Source organism: Psychrobacter sp. UBA2514 (assembly GCF_002341255.1).
GTDB classification, from domain to species: domain Bacteria; phylum Pseudomonadota; class Gammaproteobacteria; order Pseudomonadales; family Moraxellaceae; genus Psychrobacter; species Psychrobacter pacificensis.
In genome coordinates, this window is the sequence record NZ_DDNS01000017.1 from 1 (window position 1) to 22,644 (window position 22,644).

Genomic DNA, 22,644 nt, shown 5'->3' on the forward strand with positions numbered 1-22,644 from the left:
ATCAGCAGTGCCTATTTGCGAATGTTCAATACGCCCTAATGATATCTAATAATAACTGTATCTAAGTGAGTGCAGATCATAAAAGTAAATCAAAGTGCAAATTTTGGCCAATAGTGGCGATTATGGAAATCAGGCGGGGAGGCGTGCTGAGAGGCAAAATATAAAGCGGTCTTACCGAGCTGTAAAATAACACAAGGATGTATCTGCTCAATAATCGTATTTGCAATGGCGTATTTTTGATTAGGAAGTTCGACCAGAGGAACGTTAAAGCCTCGCTCGAAGCGATGAATGGAATACGCTGCTGGTGATTTGTCAAACAACGATTTCTGTATTATGTCCTGTGTATTTATATTATCCGTCCACTCAATAGAGGCACGTGTGTGTCCATCAGTCTCGTATAAAGGTGCTGGTGGCAATGTGGCAGGTTGACGATAGCTTTTAAAATTATAGAGTGCATAGCGGCCATCAGGGTTGGCATTAATCTCAATGTAAGGTTCAGCGTCTTGAATCTCAGTAGCAGCCTCATCACTTAGAGTGTCACCCGTGATAAAGCATTCAAGGCAAGTCTCTTCCCACAGATAATCAGCAAATCCTACTCGGGTTTGCTGCCAAGTTGGCCAAACCAATTGATTGGCTAATATTTGACTGGGTAAAGTAATTTGATAGGTTAACTGTAATTGTAATACTGGCTGTCGAACGATCTTAGCGTTCACCTTGACACAAATACGCTGTAATGCTTCTACCGTCACGTCCAGTTGCTGTGCGTCTTTTTCTAGCGTCTCGGCGGCTATAACAAGATTAAAAAATTGGTTCATTATTTATCAAACTCTATAATACTTTTAAAAATTAATGGTAAAAGATTAAACGGAATAACTAGGGTGCACCCCGAATTCAAACGTTTATCACCATTTTTAAATAGGGATATGCCCTAGGCTGATACGACACACTAAGCAGATCCAAAACCAGCAGACAAGACAAAAGCCGCGAGCAAGATGCATCGCGGCTTTTATAGTTACCGTCATTATTTAAGCTGATGCGGCCTACTGTTATTCAAGCAAAGCTTGTCATGACATATTACTGCGCGTGACGTGCTAGGTTAGACAGTTTAGGGTTGGCATTTGGGTTTTGGCGTAGCAATAATGCCATACGTCCAATGGAATGGACCAAAGACGCATTAGCTGCTTTAGCAAGTTCAGCGCCAACGATGTCGCGCTCTTCTTTGGTGCCAGCAGGCAGTTTTACTTTGATAAGCTCATGATCTGTTAGCGCGCGATCAATCTCTTCGGTAATGGTTGGGGTAATACCCTTGTTGCCGATCATAACGATAGGCTTTAGCTCGTGACCGATGCCTTTTAGACGTTTGATGGTAGCGTTATCGAGTTGCATAGAATTCCTAGGTGTTGGTAAAAATAAAAATGGTACTGTCAAAAACAGTTATGGAGCATTATAGATAATCTGTGACCATCTTGCATGAGATCAGCAGGATTTTGCACGATTTTACGTGACGAAAATGTTAAACTGAATGTTTGGTACATTATAAACGCTACTGCCTTATAAAACAGTCATTTAACCAATAGAATTTGGTCAGTTTGCGACCAACCATGAATAAAAAATCTGATTAACACCGTATTTAGAATAATCCGCAACGGATTAGTATCAGTTTGTAAGTGATAGCGCAATTAAAGCAGCTAGATTGAGTAAAGCAATAGGAGCAGGTATTTTGGCCACGCGTATCGAAAACAAAAAACTATCAAAGAGCAGCAGTGCTTGGATGAAAGAGCATATTGACGATCATTATGTACAAAAGGCTCAAAAAGATGGCTACCGTGCCCGTGCCGCTTATAAATTATTAGAGATTAACGAAAAAACCAACCTGATTAAAAAAGGCATGACGGTGGTAGATTTGGGTAGTGCGCCTGGCAGTTGGTCTCAAGTAGCGGGACAGTTGGTTGGTGACGACGGTATCTTGATTGCCTCTGATATTTTGCCCATGGATGCTTTGCCTAATGTTACCTTTATTCAGGGTGATTTTCGTGAAGCTGAAGTGTTTGACGCCATTATGGCAGAAGTAGGCGATAGGCAAGTCGACGTGGTATTGTCTGATATGGCACCCAATACGGCGGGGAATAGCGCTATCGATCAGCCGCGTATGATGTACTTATGCGAGCTGGCAGTGGACTTTGCTTTATCAACCTTACCAAAAGGTGGCGCACTTATTATGAAAGTGTTTCAGGGCGAAGGCACACAAGAATTACGCAAGCAGATGCAGCAGGATTTTAGTAAGATTCGTAGTATAAAACCAGGTGCGTCACGTCCGCGCTCAAAAGAGATGTTTTGGGTGGCGATTAAATAGTTTTAACATCAATGAGTTGCTGCTATTGTAAGCGAGTTAATCAGTCACCATAAACTATCATTATGGTCGTATAAAAAGCGCTACATTCATTAACTGAATAATCGTGAAACCTGCTTGAATTATGCAGGTTAGCGCCATATATCATGGTATATTACCTTTGTTTTTAGCATACGTTTTAGACAAAGTCGTCTGATAATAAGCGTTTTACAAGCTCAATGATCGTATATCTATGTTTATCTCATACTGATTATTTATAAAAGCAATTTTTATGCTACCTGTAAATCATATAAATTTAATTTAGCAGCTTTTTATTATCGGGATACTCGTTAAAAATGAGCAATACGTTTATAGACGTCACGTGTTTAGTAAACACACCAATAAGTAAGGGATGGGAATAACTAGTGAGCGACATGGTAAAAAATACCTTATTGTGGCTGGTGGTAATCGGCGTTTTAGTGCTGGTGTTTAGCGGCTTTGATCAATCATCTGAGCCAGATAACCTTAACTACTCTGAGTTTGTGACCGCTGTGTCAGAAAACCAAGTAGCCAGTGTCGAAATTGACGGCGAACAGATCACCGGCGAAAAGAAAAATGGCTCATCTTTTGAGACCATTAGACCGGCTGTGTCAGATGACCAGTTGATGCCAATGCTACGTGAGAACCAAGTCGAAGTCCAAGGGACCGCACCAAAGCGCCAAAGCGTATTGATGCAACTACTGATAGCCAGTTTCCCAATTTTACTGATTATTGGTCTGTTTTTATTCTTTATGCGTAATATGCAGGGCGGTGCAGGCGGTAAAGGCGGCGGCCCAATGAGCTTTGGTAAGTCAAAAGCCAAAATGCTGACGGAAGACCAAATCAAGGTGAACTTCGAAGACGTGGCTGGTTGTGAAGAAGCCAAAGAAGAAGTCGTTGAAGTGGTTGACTTTTTACGTGATCCGGATAAATTTACCAAACTTGGTGCAACGATTCCTCGTGGTATCTTGATGGTAGGTCCACCGGGTACGGGTAAGACATTGTTAGCAAGAGCCATTGCTGGTGAAGCTAAAGTACCGTTCTTCTCAATTTCAGGTTCTGATTTTGTTGAGATGTTTGTTGGTGTTGGTGCATCACGTGTACGCGACATGTTTGAGCAAGCGAAAAAGAGCGCCCCTTGTATTATCTTTATTGATGAGATTGATGCAGTCGGTCGTCATCGTGGCTCTGGCATGGGCGGCGGTAACGACGAGCGTGAGCAGACATTGAACCAATTATTGGTTGAGATGGATGGTTTTGAAGGCAATGAAGGTGTTATCGTTATTGCTGCAACCAACCGTGCTGACGTGCTTGATAAAGCATTATTGCGTCCAGGTCGTTTTGACCGTCAGGTTCAAGTGGGCTTGCCAGATATCAAAGGCCGTGAGCAAATCTTAAAAGTACACTTAAGAAAGTTGCCGAACACCATCAGTGTCGATGCAGGTTCTCTTGCTCGTGGTACGCCAGGGTTCAGTGGTGCACAGCTTGCTAACCTTGTAAACGAAGCAGCCTTGTTTGCCGCGCGTCGTAACAAAAACAGCGTCGACATGAATGATTTTGAAGATGCAAAAGACAAGCTATACATGGGTCCTGAGCGCAAATCTATGGTGATACGCGAAGAAGAGCGCCGTGCGACCGCGTATCACGAAGCGGGTCATGCGCTAGTAGCTGAACTACTGCCAGGTACAGATCCGGTGCATAAGGTCACTATCATGCCTCGTGGTTTTGCGCTTGGTGTTACTTGGCAGCTGCCTGAGCACGATCAAACCAGCATGTATAAATCTAAGATGTTAAGCGACATTGCGATTTTGTTCGGTGGTCGTATTGCTGAAGAAGTCTTTATTAATCAGATGTCAACAGGTGCTTCAAATGATTTTGAACGTGCAACCAAAATGGCACGCGCCATGGTAACCAAGTACGGTATGTCTGATGCACTAGGTATCATGGTGTATGAAGATGATGACAGCTCGCAAGGATACTTTGGCGGTGGTGGTCGTACGATTTCAGAAGCCACGCAGCAAAAGGTTGATGAAGAAGTGCGCCGTATGCTAGAAGAGCAGTACGATATCGCTCGCGAATTGATTGAAGCCAATCAAGATAAAATGCATGCAATGGTTGAAGCGCTCATGAATTGGGAAACCATCGACCGTGACCAACTGCAAGATATTCTAGCAGGTGAAGAACCGCGTCCACCAAGAGTCTATCAACATAACGAAGTCAATTTGTCAAAAAATGACATTAAGACGACTACTTCTACACCGCCACCATTACCAGCGATGTAAGGCAGTTCTGATTGAAGTTTAATAAAAGGCCCTTTATCATAAAGGGCCTTTTTATTGTCATCATTCTTTTAAGGGCTTAGGACGTCATAAGATTTACTGGTATCATAAGCACAGATAACGAACTCTCGAGCTATTTTATACAACTTATTTATGATGGATCGGTCATGTCATTATTTCAGCCTTTACCCAACTATAAAATATCGAGCCGTAATAAAACCTTGAATTTGTCTGAGCCGCATATCATGGGTATCTTGAATGTAACGCCAGATTCATTCTCGGATGGTGGGCGGTTTAATGCGGTAGAGAATGCCGTTGCTCATTGTCAGCAGATGATGGATAACGGTGCTACTATTATTGATATTGGCGGTGAATCTACTCGCCCCAATGCAGATGCTGTATCGACTACTGAAGAGCTACAACGGGTTGTGCCAGTGGTACAAGCTATACGCCAGCATTGTGGAGATGATATTTGGTTATCTATTGATACCAGCAACCCAGAGGTCACGCAGGCAGCGTTTGATGCTGGTGCTGATATTTGGAACGATGTCAGGGCGTTAAAACGTACTGGCGCTGCAGAACTGGCCGCTAGCCTTGATATTCCTGTCATGCTGATGCATATGCGCGGTGAGCCAACGACGATGAACAGTCTGGCACAGTATGATAATGTGATTGATGAAGTGAGCACAGAACTGACCACACGTATCAAAGAGGTAACGCGCCTTGGGGTTAAGCAGGAAAATATTATTATTGATCCAGGTTTTGGTTTTGCCAAAAACTATGAGCATCATTGTGCTTTATTAAGTCAGTTAGACAGCTTACAGGTATTGGGTTTGCCAATGATGTTTGGTATTTCACGTAAGCGCTTTTTAGCAGAGGTATTGACCAATAGTGGTGTCAAAACAGTACAGACCACTCAAGCGATAGAACGAGACGCAGTAGGGACTGCTGCTGGGATATTTGCGCTACAACAAGGTGCCAGCATCATTCGCACGCATAATGTAGACATGATGCAGCAAGCAGTGGCACTATGGAGTCAATTATCAGCGTACCATCATGAGCATTGTATTATTAATACAAATACTCGATAAAGCTACACCGTGATAAATACAATATCTACAATCTAATTTTCCACTATGATTGAATACCACATCAAAAACTATTGAAATGAAAGAGAGTATCTTTATGACCAGTATCACTCAGCCAGAACCGACCAATGAGCAGCGCCGTATTATTTATCAAGCTCGTCGCGGCTTGAAAGAGTTAGATTTTTATATCGATCCTTATGTCAAAGAGCTGTATCTGACAGCAGATTCTGCTGAGCAAGAGACCTTTGCCCAAATGCTCACCCATGAGGACCCGGATCTATTGGATTATTTTACCAATCAAAATCGTCCAGCAGAGGATGATATATGGGCACTCGTTAATAAAATAAAAACATGGCGACACACCAAAGACTTGGTTTAGAGGCTCTGTATTTGATAGGCACAATACTGATGATTTCTCATGGCGCGCCCATATGACCCTAGCAACGGCGCTGCGCATTGATACAGCTATTCATTCTACCAGTCGGCTACGCTGGCTGCTCTATGTGGGTTTAACTGCGATCATGATTGTCTTAGCGTGGCTTGCGGCTTTGGCATGGTGGCAATATTTGCTGGTTTTGACTGTCTCGCTAGCCATTGTTGGCTATTTATTTCTGACACGTTTGACACTACGACATCTGAGTCAGCCACCACTTGATCAACGTATGGATAAACAGTGGCAGTTGTTGATTCAGACAAGTCGAGGCGATGAGCTGTGGCAAGCACAGCTACTCTCTACACATTACTATCAATGGGCGATAAATCTTGAGTTCAACATAGTAGAGCCTTATCAGCGCCCTCTATCTATCACCATATTTTGTGATCAAGTAAGCCCAGAGGAATGGCGAACGCTTAGTGTTTTAGCCAATATTAATAAGGATTAAACAGGGTAAAATATACTGATTGATCTTCACGTTTCTATTTAGTCTTACTCATCTGTTATAGGCTTACGAATGCCTACATGTCATAACAAAATACCTATCTTGGTCTCCAAAGAGTTTTGTTATATTAAAAGTCAATAACAAAGCACATAAACCGACTGTCTCATTTCTCAAATTTATACAAGCGAAAAGCAAGTATTTATAGGATTAAGCAGTAGGTTCTTATGATAAATAATATGACAAAAAGAGGAAGAGATCATGAGTTTATTAGGGAATTTAGTGAGCCAAGTGGCCCGTAGTGCGATGAATCCAGAGGATGCTCAACGCTATCCAGTGAATCAACGTATCAATCCACGTCGTACAGGTGGCTTGGGCGATATACTAGGCAGCGTATTGGGCAGCGGTAATCAAGCAGGTGGCTACAATCCGCAGCAATACGATCGTAATCCAGATAATGGTTTTGGTTTAGATGATATCATTGGTGGTCTGGCTGGTGGTAATCAGCGTGGTAGCGTCAGCTCAGGCGCTGGTGGACTGGGAGATATTTTAGGCAGTGTACTAGGGGGTCAGCGTAACAGTAGTGGCTTTGGTGGTAAGGGGATGCTTATCGCTGTCCTTATGCCAATGGTGCTGAGCTGGATCAAGCGTAATGGCGGTATCGGCGGTGCACTATCGAAAATTACTGGTATGGGCCATGCTGAACAAGTACGTTCTTGGATGAGCACGAATGAGGCCAACGAGAACTTGGACCCAAATGAGATAAATCAGCTGTTTGATGAGCGTGAGATTCAACAAGTAGCAGCGCGTACGGGTGCAAACGAAACAGAAGTACGTCAAGGTTTGGCTGAATTACTACCTGAGGTAATGAACCAGCTAACGCCCAATGGTAATTTAGATAATGAAGTAGAAGCCAACGAAGAGATTGATCAAATTATCAGCCAGCTATCTAATCGTCTCGGTACTTTAAAGTGACAGACTGAGTTAAAAAAGCTTAGGGTCATAAATTTAGAGTGCGTCTAACGACGTGCTCTTTTTTATGTCTATTATAGTAGTATTAAAGTTTTAAAATCGCTCATCTAAGGTTTCCACTGTGTAGTTGAGTGCTGCAAAGCAGATATCTGTATTGAACCCTCGGTACTGCAAAAATCGCAGTTGTTTGGCTTTGTCTTTTTGCTCAGTAGGTAGGTCATCACCGTATTTTTTGGTACGGGCTACCACAGCCAGTTTTAGCCAATCTACCCCATCTACCAGACTGTCTGAGCTATCATCTACAAACTCACTAAACTCTTCAGAGTCGCTATTTGCCATATCAATCAATTCATCGATGTTACCTGGCATCGCGATTTTTTTACGATAGAACTCTTGCTTGATACGCCCGCGTCCCCGACCTTTACGGATATTCTCACGTATGAGCATAAGAGTGGTGCGGTAGTCACTTTGATAGCCTTTTTCCTCAAACTCATCAAGTAGGGCATCTATTTTTTCTGGGTCTTGTTCTTTGTCGATTAGCTTTTGCTTGAGCTCAGCTTTGCCGTATTCGCGTCGTGACAAGTAATAGAAGGCAAGCCAACGTAGCCGGCTCTCAGCTTTGATAGCATCAATCTCTGCTTGTTTTTGCTCTGGGGTACGCAGGTAAGCTTTAAGCGCGGCTGGTATATTATCGTTTTGGTTTTCTACTGCACTATCATCAAATGATGGACGTTCACTTCCGCATTCTGATTGCTCAAACGAGGGAGCATAGTTGTCGTTTTCAGCTATGTCATTCTCTGCATCACCACTATGTACGCTGTTCTTGACCTCGGCCAGCATCTCTTTGATGGTTTGTGCTTCAGGTGGCTGATAAGCAGGTGTATCGCTTGGCTCAGCAGTAAAGGTAGCCGCTGGATGAAAGCGTTTTTTACGTTTTTTGGATTTAGAGTTTTTTTTTATCTTAGCAGAAGATTCTTCAAAATATGATGTGTCAACAGTAGGCTCACTAGTGCTTGAATGAACTTGATCTGGGACTTTAGAAAGCTTGCTAGATTTACCTGATTTGTTAGATGTGTTTTGATAGGAGTGTTTAGTAGGTTTTTTTCGTTTGCTATCAACAGAACTAGCTGAGCCGGTTTCCGACTCAGCTAAGATTTCAGCCAATGTTTTAATTTTCATAATAAGTCATGATTATTTATAGCAGCTACTGATAATGGTTACTAGTGAACCATTATTGTACAGAGTCAGGTGCCAGTTCTACATCGTCAGTTTCAGGCGCTTTGCTATCTTTTTTCTTACCAAGCTTTTCATCACGAATTTTATCTTCGATCTCTTTGGCGATAGCAGGGTTTTCTTTTAAGAAAAGCACAGAGTTGGCTTTACCTTGACCGATTTTTTCATCGCCATAGCTGTACCAAGAACCTGCCTTGCCAACGGCACCAATCTCGACACCCAAGTCAATCACTTCGGCCAAGTGGTTGGTACCTTCGCCATAAGTAATCTCAAACTCAGCTTGGCGGAACGGCGGTGCCATTTTGTTCTTGATGACTTTAACACGAGTTTGGTTACCGATGATGTCATCGCCATTTTTGACCGCACCAATGCGGCGAATGTCCATACGTACAGAGGCGTAGAATTTAAGGGCATTACCACCAGTTGTAGTCTCTGGGCTACCAAACATAACACCAATTTTCATACGGATTTGGTTAATAAACACAACCATACAATTAGAGCGTTTAGCATTACCAGTAATCTTACGTAGCGCTTGGCTCATCAGACGCGCTTGTAGGCCCATATGTGAGTCGCCCATCTCGCCTTCAATTTCTGCACGCGGAGTCAAGGCAGCAACCGAGTCAACAACGATCATATCGATTGCGCCTGAACGCACGAGCATGTCAGTAATTTCAAGCGCTTGCTCACCGTTATCAGGCTGTGACAGTAATAAGTCGTCGGTATTGACGCCTAGCTTGCGTGCATACACAGGGTCAAGCGCATGCTCAGCATCGATAAATGCACAGGTGCCGCCTTGTTTTTGACACTCCGCGATTGCTTGCAAGGTCATTGTGGTTTTACCTGAGCTCTCAGGGCCGTAGATCTCGATGATACGGCCCTTCGGCAATCCACCAATACCAAGTGCGATATCTAGACCAAGAGAACCTGTTGAGACCACATCGGCATCAAGAATGGCTGAATCATCACCCAGATGCATGATGGTATTTTTACCAAATTGCTTTTCAATTTGACCTAATGCCGCTTTGAGGGCTTTGGCTTTATTGTCGTCCATACTGGATTCCTTTTTTGATAATTGATTTGGCGCTATAGATAAAAGATTTATACGTCTAAGAGTGATAACTGGTGCATACTGAGCAGCGCTAATAAGATAAATCATATAGCTATTCGCGCTCTGACAACTGGTTTAAATACACAGGTTGTCATATGACTGCTATCAGTAGTAATATCGAGATATCGCTCTACTATACAGTAAAATTAAATAACGAGAGAAATAAAAATAAGTTCATAATCAATCACAGTTACAATAGCTTTTGAGTCGAATATTAACGACTAATAGCTATCTGAATCTCTGTAGTGCTATTGATTCGATAGAGTAATTATAACAAAATCCAAGCGCGATATTGAGGCTTGGACGACGCTAAACGACACTGAATGTCGTACGATATAAGAGTGAGGATTCACGAAGATAGCCATCTGTTCAAATGTGTTTTTGAACTTGATAACAGCTATGTTTGTCAATAGACTTATGAGTTGTCCACAGCAAATAATGTACTCATTTTTACTGGTTGTGAAACATTATAAACGGCTAAATTATTTTTTAAAATATTTAAAATAATTTTTTATGGCTTTATATTTAATATAAGTTATTGTTTTTAAATGATTTTTAAATTGTACAAAAAATGAACGATTTTATCTTAACCTTTAAGTTACCTAGGCACATGGTTGTCAAGTGGTCACTTATACACAGGGTTATCCACAGCTTATGGGGAGAACTCTTGAAGCCCTTATGGTATCTATGCTTGCGTGTATAGGTTATATATTGCAAGCTTCCAGTATTAAGCGTTGAAGATGATTTTTCGTCGACAAACTGTGCTCTAAGCGCTATGTTTCACATAATTACAATTTGTGATTCTTCCACGTATTACCATACTATAGGGCTTTGAAGTCAAGAGTATGACGAGATAAAAGCAACCAACGACCCGCCAAGCATATTTATTGCTGTGATAGCAAGCTTATAAACGGGCATAAAAAAGCGGCTAAATAGAATAGCCGCTTTGTCAAAATTATCGATAGCAAGATTGTGTTTGCTAGTCTTTGATATAGATCAAATCCCAGACCCCGTGACCACGCTCAAGACCGCGGCGCTCAAATTTGGTCATTGGACGAAAGTTAGGACGGTCGGTGAAGTTGCCTGCGCCTGCTTTGTTGGTTAATCCAGCAAAACCATCCAATACCTCAACCATCCAAAATGCATAGTGCTCCCAATCCGTGGCTGTATGAAACCAGCCGCCTTGTTTTAGACTGCGCGTAACGATAACCATACGCTCAGGACTGACAAAACGGCGCTTGTAATGACGCTTCTTTTGCCATGGATCAGGGAAGTAAAGCTGGATACGGTCAATATGATTTTCTGGTAGTTGCTTCAGCAATTGAATAGCATCGCCATTGATGATTTTGACATTGCTCAAGTTCTGCGTTCCTGCCATATAAGCGCATTTACCAATACCTGGCTCATGCACTTCGACACCAACAAAATTGCGCGCGGGCTCTGCGGCTGCCATCTCGATAAATGAATCACCCAAACCAAAACCAATCTCTAAGGTCAGCGGTGCGTCAGAACCATTTGGACTATCAGCGAACAATGCTCGCAAATCATCAATACCTGAAAGATCGCCATCGCCGAAACTGTTATTGACCAGATACTCAGAAAACTCTGGCGCGGTAAGTGCTAGCTCGGCGTTTTTGTTCATGTGCGTACGCCGCTTCATAAAAGTATTAACGATGCGGATATGTTTGTCAGAGCCAGGTTCTATCTCATGTCTAGCGTTTGTATCCGTATCGATAGGCGCACTAGTATTATTAGAGGTTTGCTCATCAGTAGTGTCAAGGCTGTTGATGGTGTCATTGATATCAGAATGTTGACTCATAGGATTTGTAAGGCTTAATTAAGTGGGTGATGTTGACTCATTATAAGTCAAATCCATACAACTGTGAACGTACAATCTTATTTTAGCGCGTTTGCTGCTCAGTTCTGTCGTTTCTCTATCCTAGATATGGGTTTTAGCGTTATCATAGTGTCATCGTTAAGGATGTTTTTTAGAGTCAGTAGAGCGTATTGCCATGCTATTTATTGAGACGGATTCACCGCCACCGTTTTATCAAGAGTCATTAACACCTGCTAAACGCAAGCAACTGGATCAATGGTTTATCGGTGATCGTACCCAGCGCTATTATCTCAAGCGCTTTGAGCAGTTTGATCAGCAAGGCTATCTGTCGCCAAAATGGCATTGGGCTGCATTTTTTATGACGTTTCCTTGGCTGTTATACCGTAAACGCTATATGGATGCCATTGTGTATAGCGTGGCAGGATGGTCATTTATTCAGCTTAATGTCGCCATTGTGCTTGTTGCCTTTGAGTTTGTGGCGATGTCTTATGTGCCAGACGTTTATCAAATGGCGACGCGGATCGGTATTGCTGCGATTATTTGGTTGTTTTGGTCTGCTATGGTGGCACGCTGGACAGATGCATATTATTACCGGATGGCGCGACGTGAGATCGCGGATGCGATTAACGATTATCCACGTGATGAGGCGGCACAACAAGCGCATTTGAAAAAAGAAGGCGGCGTCAGTTTATTTGGCTTAGCATTGGGGTTTGGTTTTTTCGCCTTTGCATTATTGGTCATTAAGGTGCAGTTTTTACCTATTATCGCCAAACCAAAAGAAAATGAGGTGCTATTTGTTGCTTATGACATTGCCAAAAATGCCCAAAACCGAGTAGCGTTGATTTATCAGCAGACTGGGCGGTGTCCTGTAGATTTGCCACTCAGTACCGAGCAGCAACAGGTACGTATGCATGTCGATAGTCAAGCGGCTGGTGTGCTAGAGACGGATTGCGCGGTGATTGCTACGATCCAGAACGTGACATTTCCAATCCGCTATCTGAACGAGCAGACATTGGTTTTTTATCATATACCAGACAGTGATAACTGGGATTGCACAAGCTCACTAAATAAAAAACAAGCCCCTAAAAACTGTCTATCTGACTAGGGGCTATACCTATCTAGTTTTTGCTAGTGTTTAGAGTCTGTTGCGGTATCGTGTGGTTCGTCAACTGGCGTCGCTTGGCTCTTTAAGGCTTCGTAGAAATCGGTCAAATCCATCTTGCGTGCTTTGCCGATATCTTCATCAAATAGGCTTTCAAGCTCTGCCATCGCTGATTGTGCAGACTCAATCATGCTGGCTTCATCATCGTAAATGGCTTGCTGACGCTCAATTAAGTCATCATCATAATCACGGAATGTTTTTACTGTCTCTCGAGCTTTTTCCGGAGAGATACCGAGTAGCTGTAGCGATTCACGCGACATGTCTAAAGAGGACAAGTAAGTCTCACGCCAAATGTGACGCACACCAACTTCGCGTAAGCGGTAGTAATGCTGACGATCCCGCGCCCTGGCTAATACAATCAGCTCAGGATAGTTTTTGCGTAAATACTGAGCGGTAGTGATGGAGCGCTCTAAATCATCAATGGCCAAAATAAAGACACGCGCCTTTTGAATACCGGCAGCTCGTAGAATCTCAGGGTTTTTTGGATCGCCGTAATAGACTTGGTTACCAAATTTACGCACGAAATCTACTCGGTTGGCAGAACGTTCAATGGCTGTAAATTCAATATTATGCATACGAAGCACACGACCAATGATCTGACCGACTCGGCCAAAGCCTGCGATAATTACCTGATGCTCATGATCGGGAATGGTGTCGTATTCTCGACTTGGTTTGCGTTTGGCAAATAATGGTTCGCCTATTTTTTCTAACAACAAAAAGGCTAATGGTGTCAGTGCCATTGAGATCGTAACAACAAGGTTTAGCGTATTGGCAAGATCAGGACGTAAGACACTTTGGGCGGTGGCGACACTGAACAGAACAAAGGCAAACTCACCGCCTTGCGCCAAGGTCACACCCAATCTGATACTGGTTGGCCAGCGGTTGCCAGATACTTTGGCAATGGCTGCAATCACTGCAAATTTGATAAACATTAAAGCGAGGGCACAGCCAATGATAAATATCGGCTTGGCCAAAATGAGTTTGACGTCAGTGAGCATACCGACTGACATGAAAAATAGACCCAATAGCAATCCTTTAAACGGCTCGATACTGGCTTCTAACTCGTGACGATACTCAGAGTCAGCTAACAACACCCCTGTCAAAAATGCACCTAGTGCCATTGATAGACCAATTTGACCCATCAAAATAGACACGCCCATGACGATAAATAACGCGACCGCCGTTAGTAGTTCTGAAGCACCGCTTGAGGCCACAAACTTAAAGAATGGTCGAACCACATAACGACTGGCAAAAATGAGACCAGCAAAGACTGCGAATACTTTCCCAAAGTACAGTAAATCGTAGCTTTGCTCACGAACCCCTGATAAAAACGGAATGACTGCTAATAAAGGAATAACCGCGATATCTTGGAATAGTAAGATAGTAAAAGCTTCGCGGCCATGTGTGCTCGAAAGTTGCTGTTTTTCGGTCAATATCTGTAGCACAAAAGCGGTCGAGGAGAGTGCTAAACCAAAGCCAACGATAAAAGCAGTATCTAGCTGTAAGGCGAAAAAATGGTGCAATAGCCCCATCAATAGTGTACCAGTCAGCCCAACCTGTAGACCGCCAAGAACGAATATAGAGCGACGCAGCGCCCAAAGCCGCGATGGCTGCAGCTCAAGCCCGATGATAAATAGCAGCATGACCACGCCAAACTCTGAAAAGTGCAGTAGACTTTCAGCATCACCCGCCACATCCAAACCGCTTGGACCCAATATAAGCCCTGTGATGAGGTAGCCTAGGACCGTTGCAATACCGAAGCGTTTACCAAGGGGAACAAAGAGCAGCGCTGCTCCCAAAAAGATAGTGGCCTGTAACATTAAATTTGGTGAGCCGGCGGCGGCAGCGAACATCTGGAATCCTCAGAAATTAGGACAAAATAAGCAATTTAAAACGGGTATAACTAAAATTAGACTCGCGAAAAAATATAGCATAAACATACATTATTTTTTGCGATAAATCTTCCAAACACCATTATCTGCAAGCGGATTGTTATAAGCGTCATTGCGGCGCTTGCGCGGTGTTTGCCTGCTGTCGACAATCTTAAAATCAGGCAAAGCATGGACAATAAGGCCAGTACGATAAAAACGTACCCGTTCAGGCTCTAGCATCTCACCTTTGCTATCGCGGCAAAACACATAAGCGCGCAGATCGATAAACTCACGATGAGCGACCAAACGCGCGTCGTCATCATTATCCAGTACCGCTGTCATGCGAGCGACTTCATCATCAGTATAGTCACCACATTTATCAGTTAGTGCCCCAACTGAGCCAAAGCTTTTAGATTCCTTGGCTCGCGTTTTGGTTAAATGTAGGCGCTGAACATGGTAGATAAACTGCGGTATCTCAAGACTGGCAGGCAGTGGCAGATAATCAGGTGGCATATTGGCCGCTGGATAAAAATCCTTGGCGCGCTCAAGTAGATTTTGCCAACGTTGCTGATAAGCCTGTACCTCTGCTAAGTTGCCTTCATAGATAGGCATATCGCGAATTTGGCGCAAAATATCAGGCGGAAATTGCTCATGACGAAAGTTTGCAATGTCCTCTTGCAGCGTCGATAGCAAAACTTTGGCGTGTTTTTTGCCGTCTTTTGACGTAGGATCATCGATATAGTCTGGGGCGACAAAGGGTGCGGAACGTCTAGACATAATGTTATATCATCAATAGATCGTGAAAAGGGGTAGTCAGTCTTAAGTATACAGAATTTATATCAAAAATATGGTCGAGAGATAGGGTTTTTCATCAGTTTTAACACGCTATTACAATCGTAGAAACAAGTTTTAGGCAAACTTAAGTGAAACCTTCTTCTTTTATTGGCTCATAGGTTTTCATTTTTAATACTATGTAAGACAACAATGATTTATAGCCAATCAGATTATTGAGAATGACCGTTATGAGTAACTACTCATCAGAACTGGCAGCTTGTCCTAAGTGGCGAGCCTCATTGAAGATGATTGGCAAAATAGCCTTTATCGTCATTTGTACCGGTGTCATACTCGCACTTGGGTTTTGGTTGCTGATGATGTCAAATATGGGGCCTGCTTATTTGCCAAATATCTGCAATGGCTGTCTCGATATATGGGTCAGAATGATGTTACTCGTGGTTGGTATTAGCCTTTGGGTGTTGGTGGCTGCTTGGATTATTTGGCACATATTGCTTTATTTATATCATTTAATAAAACATAACCAATAATTGGTCAGGTTTCTATACTGGTATTTGTTCTTAATGATTATGACCAATATGACTGTTGCCAGCAGGTGCTTGTCCCGAAATATCGCAAACAAGAGCCTCACTATGTGAGCTGTTTTGTGGATGTGACAAGCTTTCAACTTGAATAGTCGCATGATGAATGCCGAGCGCTGATAGGCTTTGTTCAAGATTGGCAATGAGGCTACTCGACTCATGAATACTCATGTCTCCATCGACTACGACATGACAGGATAGGGCGTGTAGGCCGCTAGTAATGCTCCAAACGTGTAGGTCATGGACTTTTTGTACTTGAGGGTGTGCGAGTAATTTTTGCTCAACGTTGACTAGCGATATGTTGGCAGGGGTGCCTTCCATTAATATATGCACAGAATCACGTACGACACGGTATCCACTGACTAATATAAGAATGGCGACAATCACGGATGCCACGGCATCTGCCCATACCCAGCCAAACCCCATCATCAACAGCGCAGCGATAATAGCAGCAACAGAGCCCATCAAATCGCTAAGCACATGCAAGTACGCGCTTTGCATATTTAAGTTGGCAGGTTTTTTACGCTCTTTTTTAGTATCGCTATGATGACTGTGCTCGTGTCCGTCACCCTCTACCGCATGACTGCCGCGGTGCATGAGCCATGCAACTAAAATATTGACCAGCATACCGACAGTGGCAACGATCAGCATACCTTGGGTTGCGATTTCTGGTGGAGAGTTAAAGCGTTTGATCGCTTCATAAAAAATCATCAAGGCGATAAAAACGAGCGTAGCGCCATTCAGGGTCGCGACCAGTATCTCAAAACGCTTATAGCCAAATGTTTTTTGATGCGTGGCTGCTTTTTCACCAATTTTGAATGCCATCAAGGTCGCGCCTAAAGCAACCGCATCGCTCAGCATGTGACCTGCGTCGGACAATAGCGCCAAGCTACCAGTAAGCCAGCCGCCAATAGCCTCTATAAACATATAACCGGTGATAATAATAAAGCTAAACAGCAAGGTGCGCTGATAACCTTTGGTGTCTTGCGATGATGACGATTCTAACTGGTCGTCATGGTCATGACTGTACTCATGGCTATGGTGATTATGATCGTGCTCGTCAGTGCTAAGATTATTTTGATTCATAACAACACTCAAGTCAGCTAATAGCGAGGTTTAGTAAACAATATCCATTGTGGTTCAGGTAGCAGGAGGTTTTTGGATACATACCACCTGATAGTGGTTATAAATCTAACATAGCCACGCCTGAGAAGCTGTAACGACGAAGTAAATAGAGCAATATGTCATGTGAAAAACACCTGCAAGGGAATGAGCTTACCAACCAACGGGGTCGATATCTAAGGTAAGCTTGAGGTATTTAGCACTTGGTAAGGCAAGTACGGGCTGCCACCATTGGTTCAATACATGATGTAAGTGCGCACGATCTTTGGCTAAGAGTAGTAGCTGCGCATGATAGCGGCTGTTCTTTTTACTCATTGGGGCATCAATAGGACCAAGAACCGCAAGATGGTGCGCACTGGGTAAGTGAGCAATCGCATCCTTGAGCGCTTGTGTGGTAGCTGCCAGCGTCTTGCCCTCACAGCGTATCAGTGCGGCATGACTGTGAGGCGGTAAGCCCATCATTTTACGCTCTTGCAATAGCTCGCGGGCAAACGATAAATAACCATCTTTGACCAGCTTTAACAGTAATTCATTGTCAGGCTGTAGGGTCTGGATCAACACGCGACCCGCTTTGTCACCTCGACCCGCACGGCCCGCTACCTGAATCATGAGCTGCGCTGTATGCTCAGGTGAGCGAAAGTCTGCTGATAAAAATCCGCGATCGGCATTGGGTAAGCAGACCAGCGTGACATTAGGAAAGTGATGACCTTTAGCCACCATTTGTGTACCAACTAATATCGCAGGATCGCCTTGATTGATTTGCTGATAGATATTTTCCCAGCTGTCTTTGCGCCTGGTGGTATCACGATCGATTTGGATAATTGGATAAGTCACTTTGCTGGTTTGGGGATTGGCAAAGATTGCATGCAGATTTTCGCTGAGCCTTGTCGTACCCATGCCTTTGGCATCTAGGTTTTGACTGCCACAATCAGGGCATACTGTAGGAATATAAGCCTGCCAATCGCAATGGTGGCATTTTAAATAAGAGCTACCTGAATAGCCGCTGCGCTGCGCCAGACTGTTATAGTGAACGGTCAAATGAGCATCACAGCGGGGACAATCTGCCTGCCAACCGCAAGCCTCACACAATAAAACAGGCGCATAGCCACGACGATTCAAAAATACCAGGACTTGATCACCGGCATCTAACGTTTGCTTAATTGCCCCAATCATTGAGTCTGTCAGCCCCGTGTCATAGCGAGCACCATCATGTTGCGTTTGCTGGTGAGTGCTTTGCAGGCGCGCATCAATTAGTTGCATGGTTGCAGGCTTGGCATTGCCGGGACGAGTCAGTAGTTGATACTCTATCAGCTTGCCGTCTTCGACCAATTTCAGATGCTCAAGAGAAGGCGTTGCCGTACCTAATATGACTGGTATGTTGTGCTGTAGGCCGCGATAGAGTGCGACATCAGCCGCATGATAACGTAGAGTATCCTGCTGTTTGTACGAGCCATCATGCGCCTCATCAACGACTATCAATCCCAATGCTGCAAATGGATAGAGCACTGCTGAGCGCGTACCGATGATAATTTGTGCATGACCGGTGCGGCAGTCTTGCCAGCCTTGCAAACGATGGGTATCAGTCAAGCCGGAATGTAGCAAAACAATATGAGCGGCAAATCGACTAGCAAAGCGTGCACGTGTCTGCGGTGTGAGACCAATTTCTGGCACCAAGATCAGCACTTGCTGGCCTGCTTCTAGTACCGCCTGCATCGCTTGTAAGTAGACTTCAGTTTTGCCGCTACCAGTAATACCATTTAATAAAAAGCCAGTATAGATTTCAGATTTATGCGCAGCAACGATGGCATCAACGGCAAGTTTCTGCTCATCATTGAGATCAAGTGGCATTTTTGCCAATTTCACGGGAGAAGGGGATTGCTTAGTTTGGATATAGCGCTCGATTAGACCTTTGTCTTCGAGCGTTTTTAAAAATGCTCGCTGCATACCTTCTAATAGCAAAACATCTTCACTAGCACCGCGCTCACCATGTAGCTTTAGCATGTCAAACTGCTGCTTTTGCTTTTTTGCATTGGCACGAAAATCATCATCAGTGATATGCGGCAATATTCGCCAATGAGTAATTAGCAGATCTATTGGCTTACCTTGGCGGACAAGGCTTGGCAGGATGACGGCTAAGACATCACCGAGTGGATAATGATAGTAACGCGCCAGCCAATAAGCCAGCTTGAGCATGCTGGGATCCAAAATAGGGTCAGCGTCCAAACATTTATTAATCGGTTTGATTTTATTGACGGGTACACTGCTTTCATCTTCAGAAACATGAGCAATCACGATACCAATTAAGGTTTGGCGACCAAAGGAAACCTCAACACGACTTCCAATTGACGGCATCAGACGGTCTGGCGAAGCAAGCATATCCGCCGGTAAGCTATAGTCAAACACCCGATAAAGGGGTACGGGCAGCGCAACTTGTACCAACATAAACGGCTTCGCAGTCTTATCAGATTAATATTGATGTGAAATGAAGAAAAAGAGGCAGAGACCAATAAGCTTAGCATGATGCTAAGCTTATGATAGATTGACTGTTATAGGAGTATCTAAAAAAATTACTATCAGTTTAGTCAATATATAAGATAGATTCAATTTCGACCACGCCACCTTTAGGTAGGGCTGCGACTTGTACGGCAGCACGAGCAGGATATGGCTCGCTTAGGTTCGCCACAAATACTTCGTTTAAAACCGCAAAGTCACTTAAATCAGTCAAAGATACATTAAATTTAACCACGTCGTTGATACTACCACCAGCCGCTTCACAGATCGCTTTAATGTTTTCGAACACTTGCTCAGCCTGTGCTTTAAAACCTTCTCTTAATTCCATGGTTTCAGGGTCAAAACCAAGCTGACCTGAAATATAAACGGTGTTGCCAACTTTTACGGCTTGTGAGTAAGTGCCTACAGCTGCGGGAGCTTTATCTGTTTGGATCGTTTGACGAGTCATATTATGTCCTTTTCGTATTTTATGCGTTGGTCTGCTGCTCACTGACAAGCAACAGTGCCTATTATTGTTTTAGAGGTTGTCAAAACCTCAGCGCGATGCGTTCAAATCTGACTAGACAAAGAGTTTGCTAGACAGGCAGGGTTATTATAATTGATATAGCCGTATGATGTTAGGGAAGCCGAGTAATGAACGCAGCTCACGAATGCCTTGAGCTAAGTGATTGCGACTGCGTACGATAATATGGATGATAGTATCACTATTACGCACGTCAACGGTCTCAACCCCCATATGCAGCTGGCGCAGATGATAAATCACTTTACTGATTTGCTCATCGCTAAGCGCAATAGACAGCTTTAAGTAAGCAGGAAAACGTATTTTGCCGCTATTTTTTATATCATGCTCGTCTGTTTCACCTTGTTTTACAGCGTTATCACTACGCCAACGCAGTTGAATCACCTGATAGGGATTGTCTTTACGAATGTCGTCAAGCGAAAAGCATTTGTGTCGATGAACGACCAAGCCGTGCCGAGATAAGTGCCCAACGATAGGGTCACCATAGATTGGATGACAGCAGTTAGCAAAATCGAGCTCAACCCCAGAGGCATTGGCGATCAGCTGCTGTGGCTGTGTCATGTCTTCGTTGTGCGCTTTGGCTTGTACGTCACTGACTTCATCGTTAAACAAACGAGTGACTACAAGCTGTGGCAGTAGTGTACCGGAGCTTATTTGTTCGAATAGGGCGTTTTTTTCAGTCACACCGCGCCATTCAGTCAGATCTTTCCAATCATCCTCTGTTAGGTCATCGAGCGTTTTTTGATAGGTTTTAAGGGCACGATCTAACGCTTGACGACCATGATGCTGCTTGTCAGCGGTAGATAAGTCTTTGAACCAACGTAATATCTCTTCACGCGCTTTGTTGGTCACTACAAATCCTAACCATTCTGCTTTTGGCTCTGAGTGACTGTTTATCTCAATTTCAACGGACTGTCCGTTTTTTACCACGGTACCGAGTTTTGCTGCTTTATCATCGATATTGGCACCGACAGCGACGTTACCAACCATAGGCCCGACTGCGTAAGCAAAGTCTAATGCCGTTGCCCCTTGTGGTAGCTCATAGGCACGGCCTTGCGGGCTATAACAAATAATCTTACTCGAATGCAAATAATCCATCAGCTCATTAATAGTCGAGACCGCTGCCGAAAAGTTAGGACTATTCTCATTTAAGTTGTCTTCATCGACCAAGTCTTTCATGTTACGCAGTGACGCTTGGATAACTGATTGACTGACTTCAGAGGCGTGCTCTGCACCGATAACGCCGAGCCTTGCAGCACTTTGCATTTGCTTGGTCAAAATAGTCACTTTTACGACATCGTTGTCGCGCTCATAAATGAGCGTGAGTGATTGATTGCCACCTGGTAACGGCCTGCGAATATTATCAGCAATGTGCGTATCATCAATTTGATACTTTTTAATAAGATAATACGCCAACTTGTCACAAGCTTCGATATTATCGAGGACAATCTCAAATGCATAGTGACGTAGCAGCGTGTTAATTTCTCCGCGATTGCGGAAAAACTGACGGTAAATGACCACGCGGTTGTCTAACACTTTGACCAGCCCGTTGAGCCCCAAATTATTAAGCACGATACTCAGATAACGATGAATGGCTTCTCTTTGGAAATTACGCCCAAGTCCATGTTGTAGCAGCTTGTCAGATATCTTGTTGTACATATCAGAATCAAGGTTACGATAACACAGCACCTCAATATAGTCGGCGATATCATTAAGACCCATCAAGCGTGCAAATGGCACATAAAAATCTAACGTTTCTTGTGCTGTCGAACGTTGTTTTTCAGGGCGCACGGCATCAAGCGTGGACATATTATGCAGGCGGTCCGCAAGCTTAATGATAAGTACCCGTGGATCTGCGAGTGTGGCTGTTAAAATTTTGTGAAAGGTCGCTGCTTTGTTTTGCTGCTTATTGTGAGAGGAGGATTTTAGTTTTGTCACACCATCGACCAGCCTAGCCACTATCTTGCCGTAACGCTGCTCGAGCTGCTCGTCACTCACGTCGGTGTCTTCGACCGTGTCATGCAAAATCGCTGCAATAATGGTATCTCGATCTAAGCGAAAGCCCGCCAGTATCTCAGCCACTGCGATAGGGTGAGTGATATAAGGTTCCCCTGATTTACGCTTGTCTTTAATGTGCGCAATATCACCGAACTCACAGGCATCAACAATGTCACGGCGCTCAGCAGCAGTGAGATAACCGACTGAACGCAGCAAGTTATATTGAGCGTCATCGACGAGATGATGACTGAGTTTGGGTAGGGTTTGACTCATAAATGACGATCCTATTTTCCATGACTGACTGACTTGATTATGGGTTGAAGTAAG

General features: G+C 43.7%; 19 protein-coding genes. 8 read left to right on the forward strand and 11 right to left on the reverse strand.

Annotation, left to right across the window (positions count from 1 at the left end; genetic code table 11):
- Nucleotides 1–89 precede the first annotated feature (89 nt).
- Both B3V51_RS05985 and B3V51_RS05990 read right to left on the reverse strand, forming a co-directional pair.
- Nucleotides 90–815, reverse strand: a complete 726-nt coding sequence (locus B3V51_RS05985) for a hypothetical protein (protein ID WP_186473719.1) — start codon at nucleotides 813–815, stop codon at nucleotides 90–92.
- Nucleotides 816–1,074: 259 nt separating this feature from the next.
- A complete protein-coding gene (locus tag B3V51_RS05990; RefSeq protein ID WP_058024582.1) occupies nucleotides 1,075–1,386 on the reverse strand; it encodes a YhbY family RNA-binding protein in 312 nt (103 codons plus the stop codon).
- A gap of 334 nt (nucleotides 1,387–1,720) precedes the next feature.
- On the opposite strand from B3V51_RS05990, the gene B3V51_RS05995 reads away from it, so the two are divergent.
- The 6 genes from B3V51_RS05995 (at nucleotide 1,721) to B3V51_RS06020 (ending at nucleotide 7,585) form a co-directional block, all read left to right on the forward strand.
- Nucleotides 1,721–2,353: an RlmE family RNA methyltransferase gene (locus B3V51_RS05995; RefSeq protein WP_071003051.1), complete on the forward strand. Its 633-nt coding sequence runs from the start codon at nucleotides 1,721–1,723 to the stop codon at nucleotides 2,351–2,353.
- Nucleotides 2,354–2,754: 401 nt separating this feature from the next.
- Nucleotides 2,755–4,650 (forward strand): ATP-dependent zinc metalloprotease FtsH, encoded by a 1,896-nt coding sequence (gene ftsH, locus B3V51_RS06000; RefSeq protein WP_212564213.1) that lies wholly within the window; start codon nucleotides 2,755–2,757, stop codon nucleotides 4,648–4,650.
- Between the two features lie 164 nt (nucleotides 4,651–4,814).
- Nucleotides 4,815–5,738: a dihydropteroate synthase gene (gene folP, locus B3V51_RS06005; RefSeq protein ID WP_212564214.1), complete on the forward strand. Its 924-nt coding sequence runs from the start codon at nucleotides 4,815–4,817 to the stop codon at nucleotides 5,736–5,738.
- A gap of 94 nt (nucleotides 5,739–5,832) precedes the next feature.
- A complete protein-coding gene (locus B3V51_RS06010) occupies nucleotides 5,833–6,114 on the forward strand; it encodes a succinate dehydrogenase assembly factor 2 (RefSeq protein WP_058024586.1) in 282 nt (93 codons plus the stop codon).
- Nucleotides 6,115–6,166: 52 nt separating this feature from the next.
- On the forward strand, nucleotides 6,167–6,616 hold the full coding sequence (locus tag B3V51_RS06015) for a hypothetical protein (protein ID WP_212564215.1): 450 nt from the start codon (nucleotides 6,167–6,169) through the stop codon (nucleotides 6,614–6,616).
- Nucleotides 6,617–6,871: 255 nt separating this feature from the next.
- Nucleotides 6,872–7,585, forward strand: a complete 714-nt coding sequence (locus tag B3V51_RS06020; protein ID WP_212564216.1) for a YidB family protein — start codon at nucleotides 6,872–6,874, stop codon at nucleotides 7,583–7,585.
- 90 nt (nucleotides 7,586–7,675) lie between these two features.
- On the opposite strand, the gene B3V51_RS06025 is transcribed toward B3V51_RS06020, so the two are convergent.
- From B3V51_RS06025 to trmB, 3 genes are all read right to left on the reverse strand, one after another.
- Nucleotides 7,676–8,761: a regulatory protein RecX gene (locus B3V51_RS06025; RefSeq protein WP_212564217.1), complete on the reverse strand. Its 1,086-nt coding sequence runs from the start codon at nucleotides 8,759–8,761 to the stop codon at nucleotides 7,676–7,678.
- A 52-nt stretch (nucleotides 8,762–8,813) separates the two neighbouring features.
- A complete protein-coding gene (gene recA, locus B3V51_RS06030) occupies nucleotides 8,814–9,866 on the reverse strand; it encodes a recombinase RecA (RefSeq protein ID WP_071003057.1) in 1,053 nt (350 codons plus the stop codon).
- A gap of 1,036 nt (nucleotides 9,867–10,902) precedes the next feature.
- Entirely contained in the window at nucleotides 10,903–11,742 is an 840-nt protein-coding gene (gene trmB, locus B3V51_RS06035; RefSeq protein WP_286708108.1) for a tRNA (guanosine(46)-N7)-methyltransferase TrmB, read from the reverse strand.
- 193 nt (nucleotides 11,743–11,935) lie between these two features.
- On the opposite strand from trmB, the gene B3V51_RS06040 reads away from it, so the two are divergent.
- Nucleotides 11,936–12,865 (forward strand): DUF2628 domain-containing protein, encoded by a 930-nt coding sequence (locus B3V51_RS06040; protein ID WP_286708109.1) that lies wholly within the window; start codon nucleotides 11,936–11,938, stop codon nucleotides 12,863–12,865.
- Between the two features lie 23 nt (nucleotides 12,866–12,888).
- On the opposite strand, the gene B3V51_RS06045 is transcribed toward B3V51_RS06040, so the two are convergent.
- Together B3V51_RS06045 and B3V51_RS06050 are read right to left on the reverse strand one after the other, a co-directional pair.
- Nucleotides 12,889–14,775 carry a monovalent cation:proton antiporter-2 (CPA2) family protein gene (locus B3V51_RS06045; RefSeq protein WP_071003060.1) on the reverse strand — a complete coding sequence of 629 codons (1,887 nt, stop codon included), beginning with the start codon at nucleotides 14,773–14,775 and terminating at the stop codon, nucleotides 12,889–12,891.
- A 90-nt stretch (nucleotides 14,776–14,865) separates the two neighbouring features.
- Nucleotides 14,866–15,570, reverse strand: a complete 705-nt coding sequence (locus B3V51_RS06050) for a hypothetical protein (RefSeq protein WP_058024595.1) — start codon at nucleotides 15,568–15,570, stop codon at nucleotides 14,866–14,868.
- A gap of 245 nt (nucleotides 15,571–15,815) precedes the next feature.
- Between B3V51_RS06050 and B3V51_RS06055 the strand changes: the two genes are divergently transcribed.
- Complete coding sequence (locus B3V51_RS06055; protein WP_212564220.1) at nucleotides 15,816–16,115, forward strand: hypothetical protein; 300 nt, start codon at nucleotides 15,816–15,818, stop codon at nucleotides 16,113–16,115.
- Nucleotides 16,116–16,145: 30 nt separating this feature from the next.
- Here B3V51_RS06055 and B3V51_RS06060 read toward each other — a convergent pair whose 3' ends face one another.
- The 4 genes from B3V51_RS06060 to B3V51_RS06075 form a co-directional block, all read right to left on the reverse strand.
- Nucleotides 16,146–17,252 (reverse strand): cation diffusion facilitator family transporter, encoded by a 1,107-nt coding sequence (locus tag B3V51_RS06060; protein WP_212564221.1) that lies wholly within the window; start codon nucleotides 17,250–17,252, stop codon nucleotides 16,146–16,148.
- 189 nt (nucleotides 17,253–17,441) lie between these two features.
- Entirely contained in the window at nucleotides 17,442–19,730 is a 2,289-nt protein-coding gene (locus tag B3V51_RS06065; RefSeq protein WP_286708110.1) for a primosomal protein N', read from the reverse strand.
- Nucleotides 19,731–19,866: 136 nt separating this feature from the next.
- On the reverse strand, nucleotides 19,867–20,247 hold the full coding sequence (locus tag B3V51_RS06070; protein WP_058024599.1) for a RidA family protein: 381 nt from the start codon (nucleotides 20,245–20,247) through the stop codon (nucleotides 19,867–19,869).
- 144 nt (nucleotides 20,248–20,391) lie between these two features.
- Nucleotides 20,392–22,590, reverse strand: a complete 2,199-nt coding sequence (locus tag B3V51_RS06075) for a RelA/SpoT family protein (RefSeq protein ID WP_286708111.1) — start codon at nucleotides 22,588–22,590, stop codon at nucleotides 20,392–20,394.
- Between the last annotated feature and the right edge of the window lie 54 nt (nucleotides 22,591–22,644).

What these genes read in the sequence shown, in the direction of transcription:
- B3V51_RS06060 (WP_212564221.1), bottom strand. Translation starts at nt 17,252, where the DNA reads ATGAATCAAAATAATCTTAGCACTGACGAGCACGATCATAATCACCAT.
- folP (WP_212564214.1), top strand. Translation starts at nt 4,815, where the DNA reads ATGTCATTATTTCAGCCTTTACCCAACTATAAAATATCGAGCCGTAAT.
- B3V51_RS05990 (WP_058024582.1), bottom strand. Translation starts at nt 1,386, where the DNA reads ATGCAACTCGATAACGCTACCATCAAACGTCTAAAAGGCATCGGTCAC.
- B3V51_RS05985 (WP_186473719.1), bottom strand. Translation starts at nt 815, where the DNA reads ATGAACCAATTTTTTAATCTTGTTATAGCCGCCGAGACGCTAGAAAAA.
- B3V51_RS06055 (WP_212564220.1), top strand. Translation starts at nt 15,816, where the DNA reads ATGAGTAACTACTCATCAGAACTGGCAGCTTGTCCTAAGTGGCGAGCC.
- B3V51_RS06040 (WP_286708109.1), top strand. Translation starts at nt 11,936, where the DNA reads ATGCTATTTATTGAGACGGATTCACCGCCACCGTTTTATCAAGAGTCA.
- B3V51_RS06045 (WP_071003060.1), bottom strand. Translation starts at nt 14,775, where the DNA reads ATGTTCGCTGCCGCCGCCGGCTCACCAAATTTAATGTTACAGGCCACT.
- B3V51_RS06015 (WP_212564215.1), top strand. Translation starts at nt 6,167, where the DNA reads ATGACCCTAGCAACGGCGCTGCGCATTGATACAGCTATTCATTCTACC.
- B3V51_RS06065 (WP_286708110.1), bottom strand. Translation starts at nt 19,730, where the DNA reads ATGTTGGTACAAGTTGCGCTGCCCGTACCCCTTTATCGGGTGTTTGAC.
- B3V51_RS06020 (WP_212564216.1), top strand. Translation starts at nt 6,872, where the DNA reads ATGAGTTTATTAGGGAATTTAGTGAGCCAAGTGGCCCGTAGTGCGATG.
- B3V51_RS06010 (WP_058024586.1), top strand. Translation starts at nt 5,833, where the DNA reads ATGACCAGTATCACTCAGCCAGAACCGACCAATGAGCAGCGCCGTATT.
- B3V51_RS06075 (WP_286708111.1), bottom strand. Translation starts at nt 22,590, where the DNA reads ATGAGTCAAACCCTACCCAAACTCAGTCATCATCTCGTCGATGACGCT.
- recA (WP_071003057.1), bottom strand. Translation starts at nt 9,866, where the DNA reads ATGGACGACAATAAAGCCAAAGCCCTCAAAGCGGCATTAGGTCAAATT.
- B3V51_RS06025 (WP_212564217.1), bottom strand. Translation starts at nt 8,761, where the DNA reads ATGAAAATTAAAACATTGGCTGAAATCTTAGCTGAGTCGGAAACCGGC.
- B3V51_RS06050 (WP_058024595.1), bottom strand. Translation starts at nt 15,570, where the DNA reads ATGTCTAGACGTTCCGCACCCTTTGTCGCCCCAGACTATATCGATGAT.
- trmB (WP_286708108.1), bottom strand. Translation starts at nt 11,742, where the DNA reads ATGAGTCAACATTCTGATATCAATGACACCATCAACAGCCTTGACACT.
- B3V51_RS06070 (WP_058024599.1), bottom strand. Translation starts at nt 20,247, where the DNA reads ATGACTCGTCAAACGATCCAAACAGATAAAGCTCCCGCAGCTGTAGGC.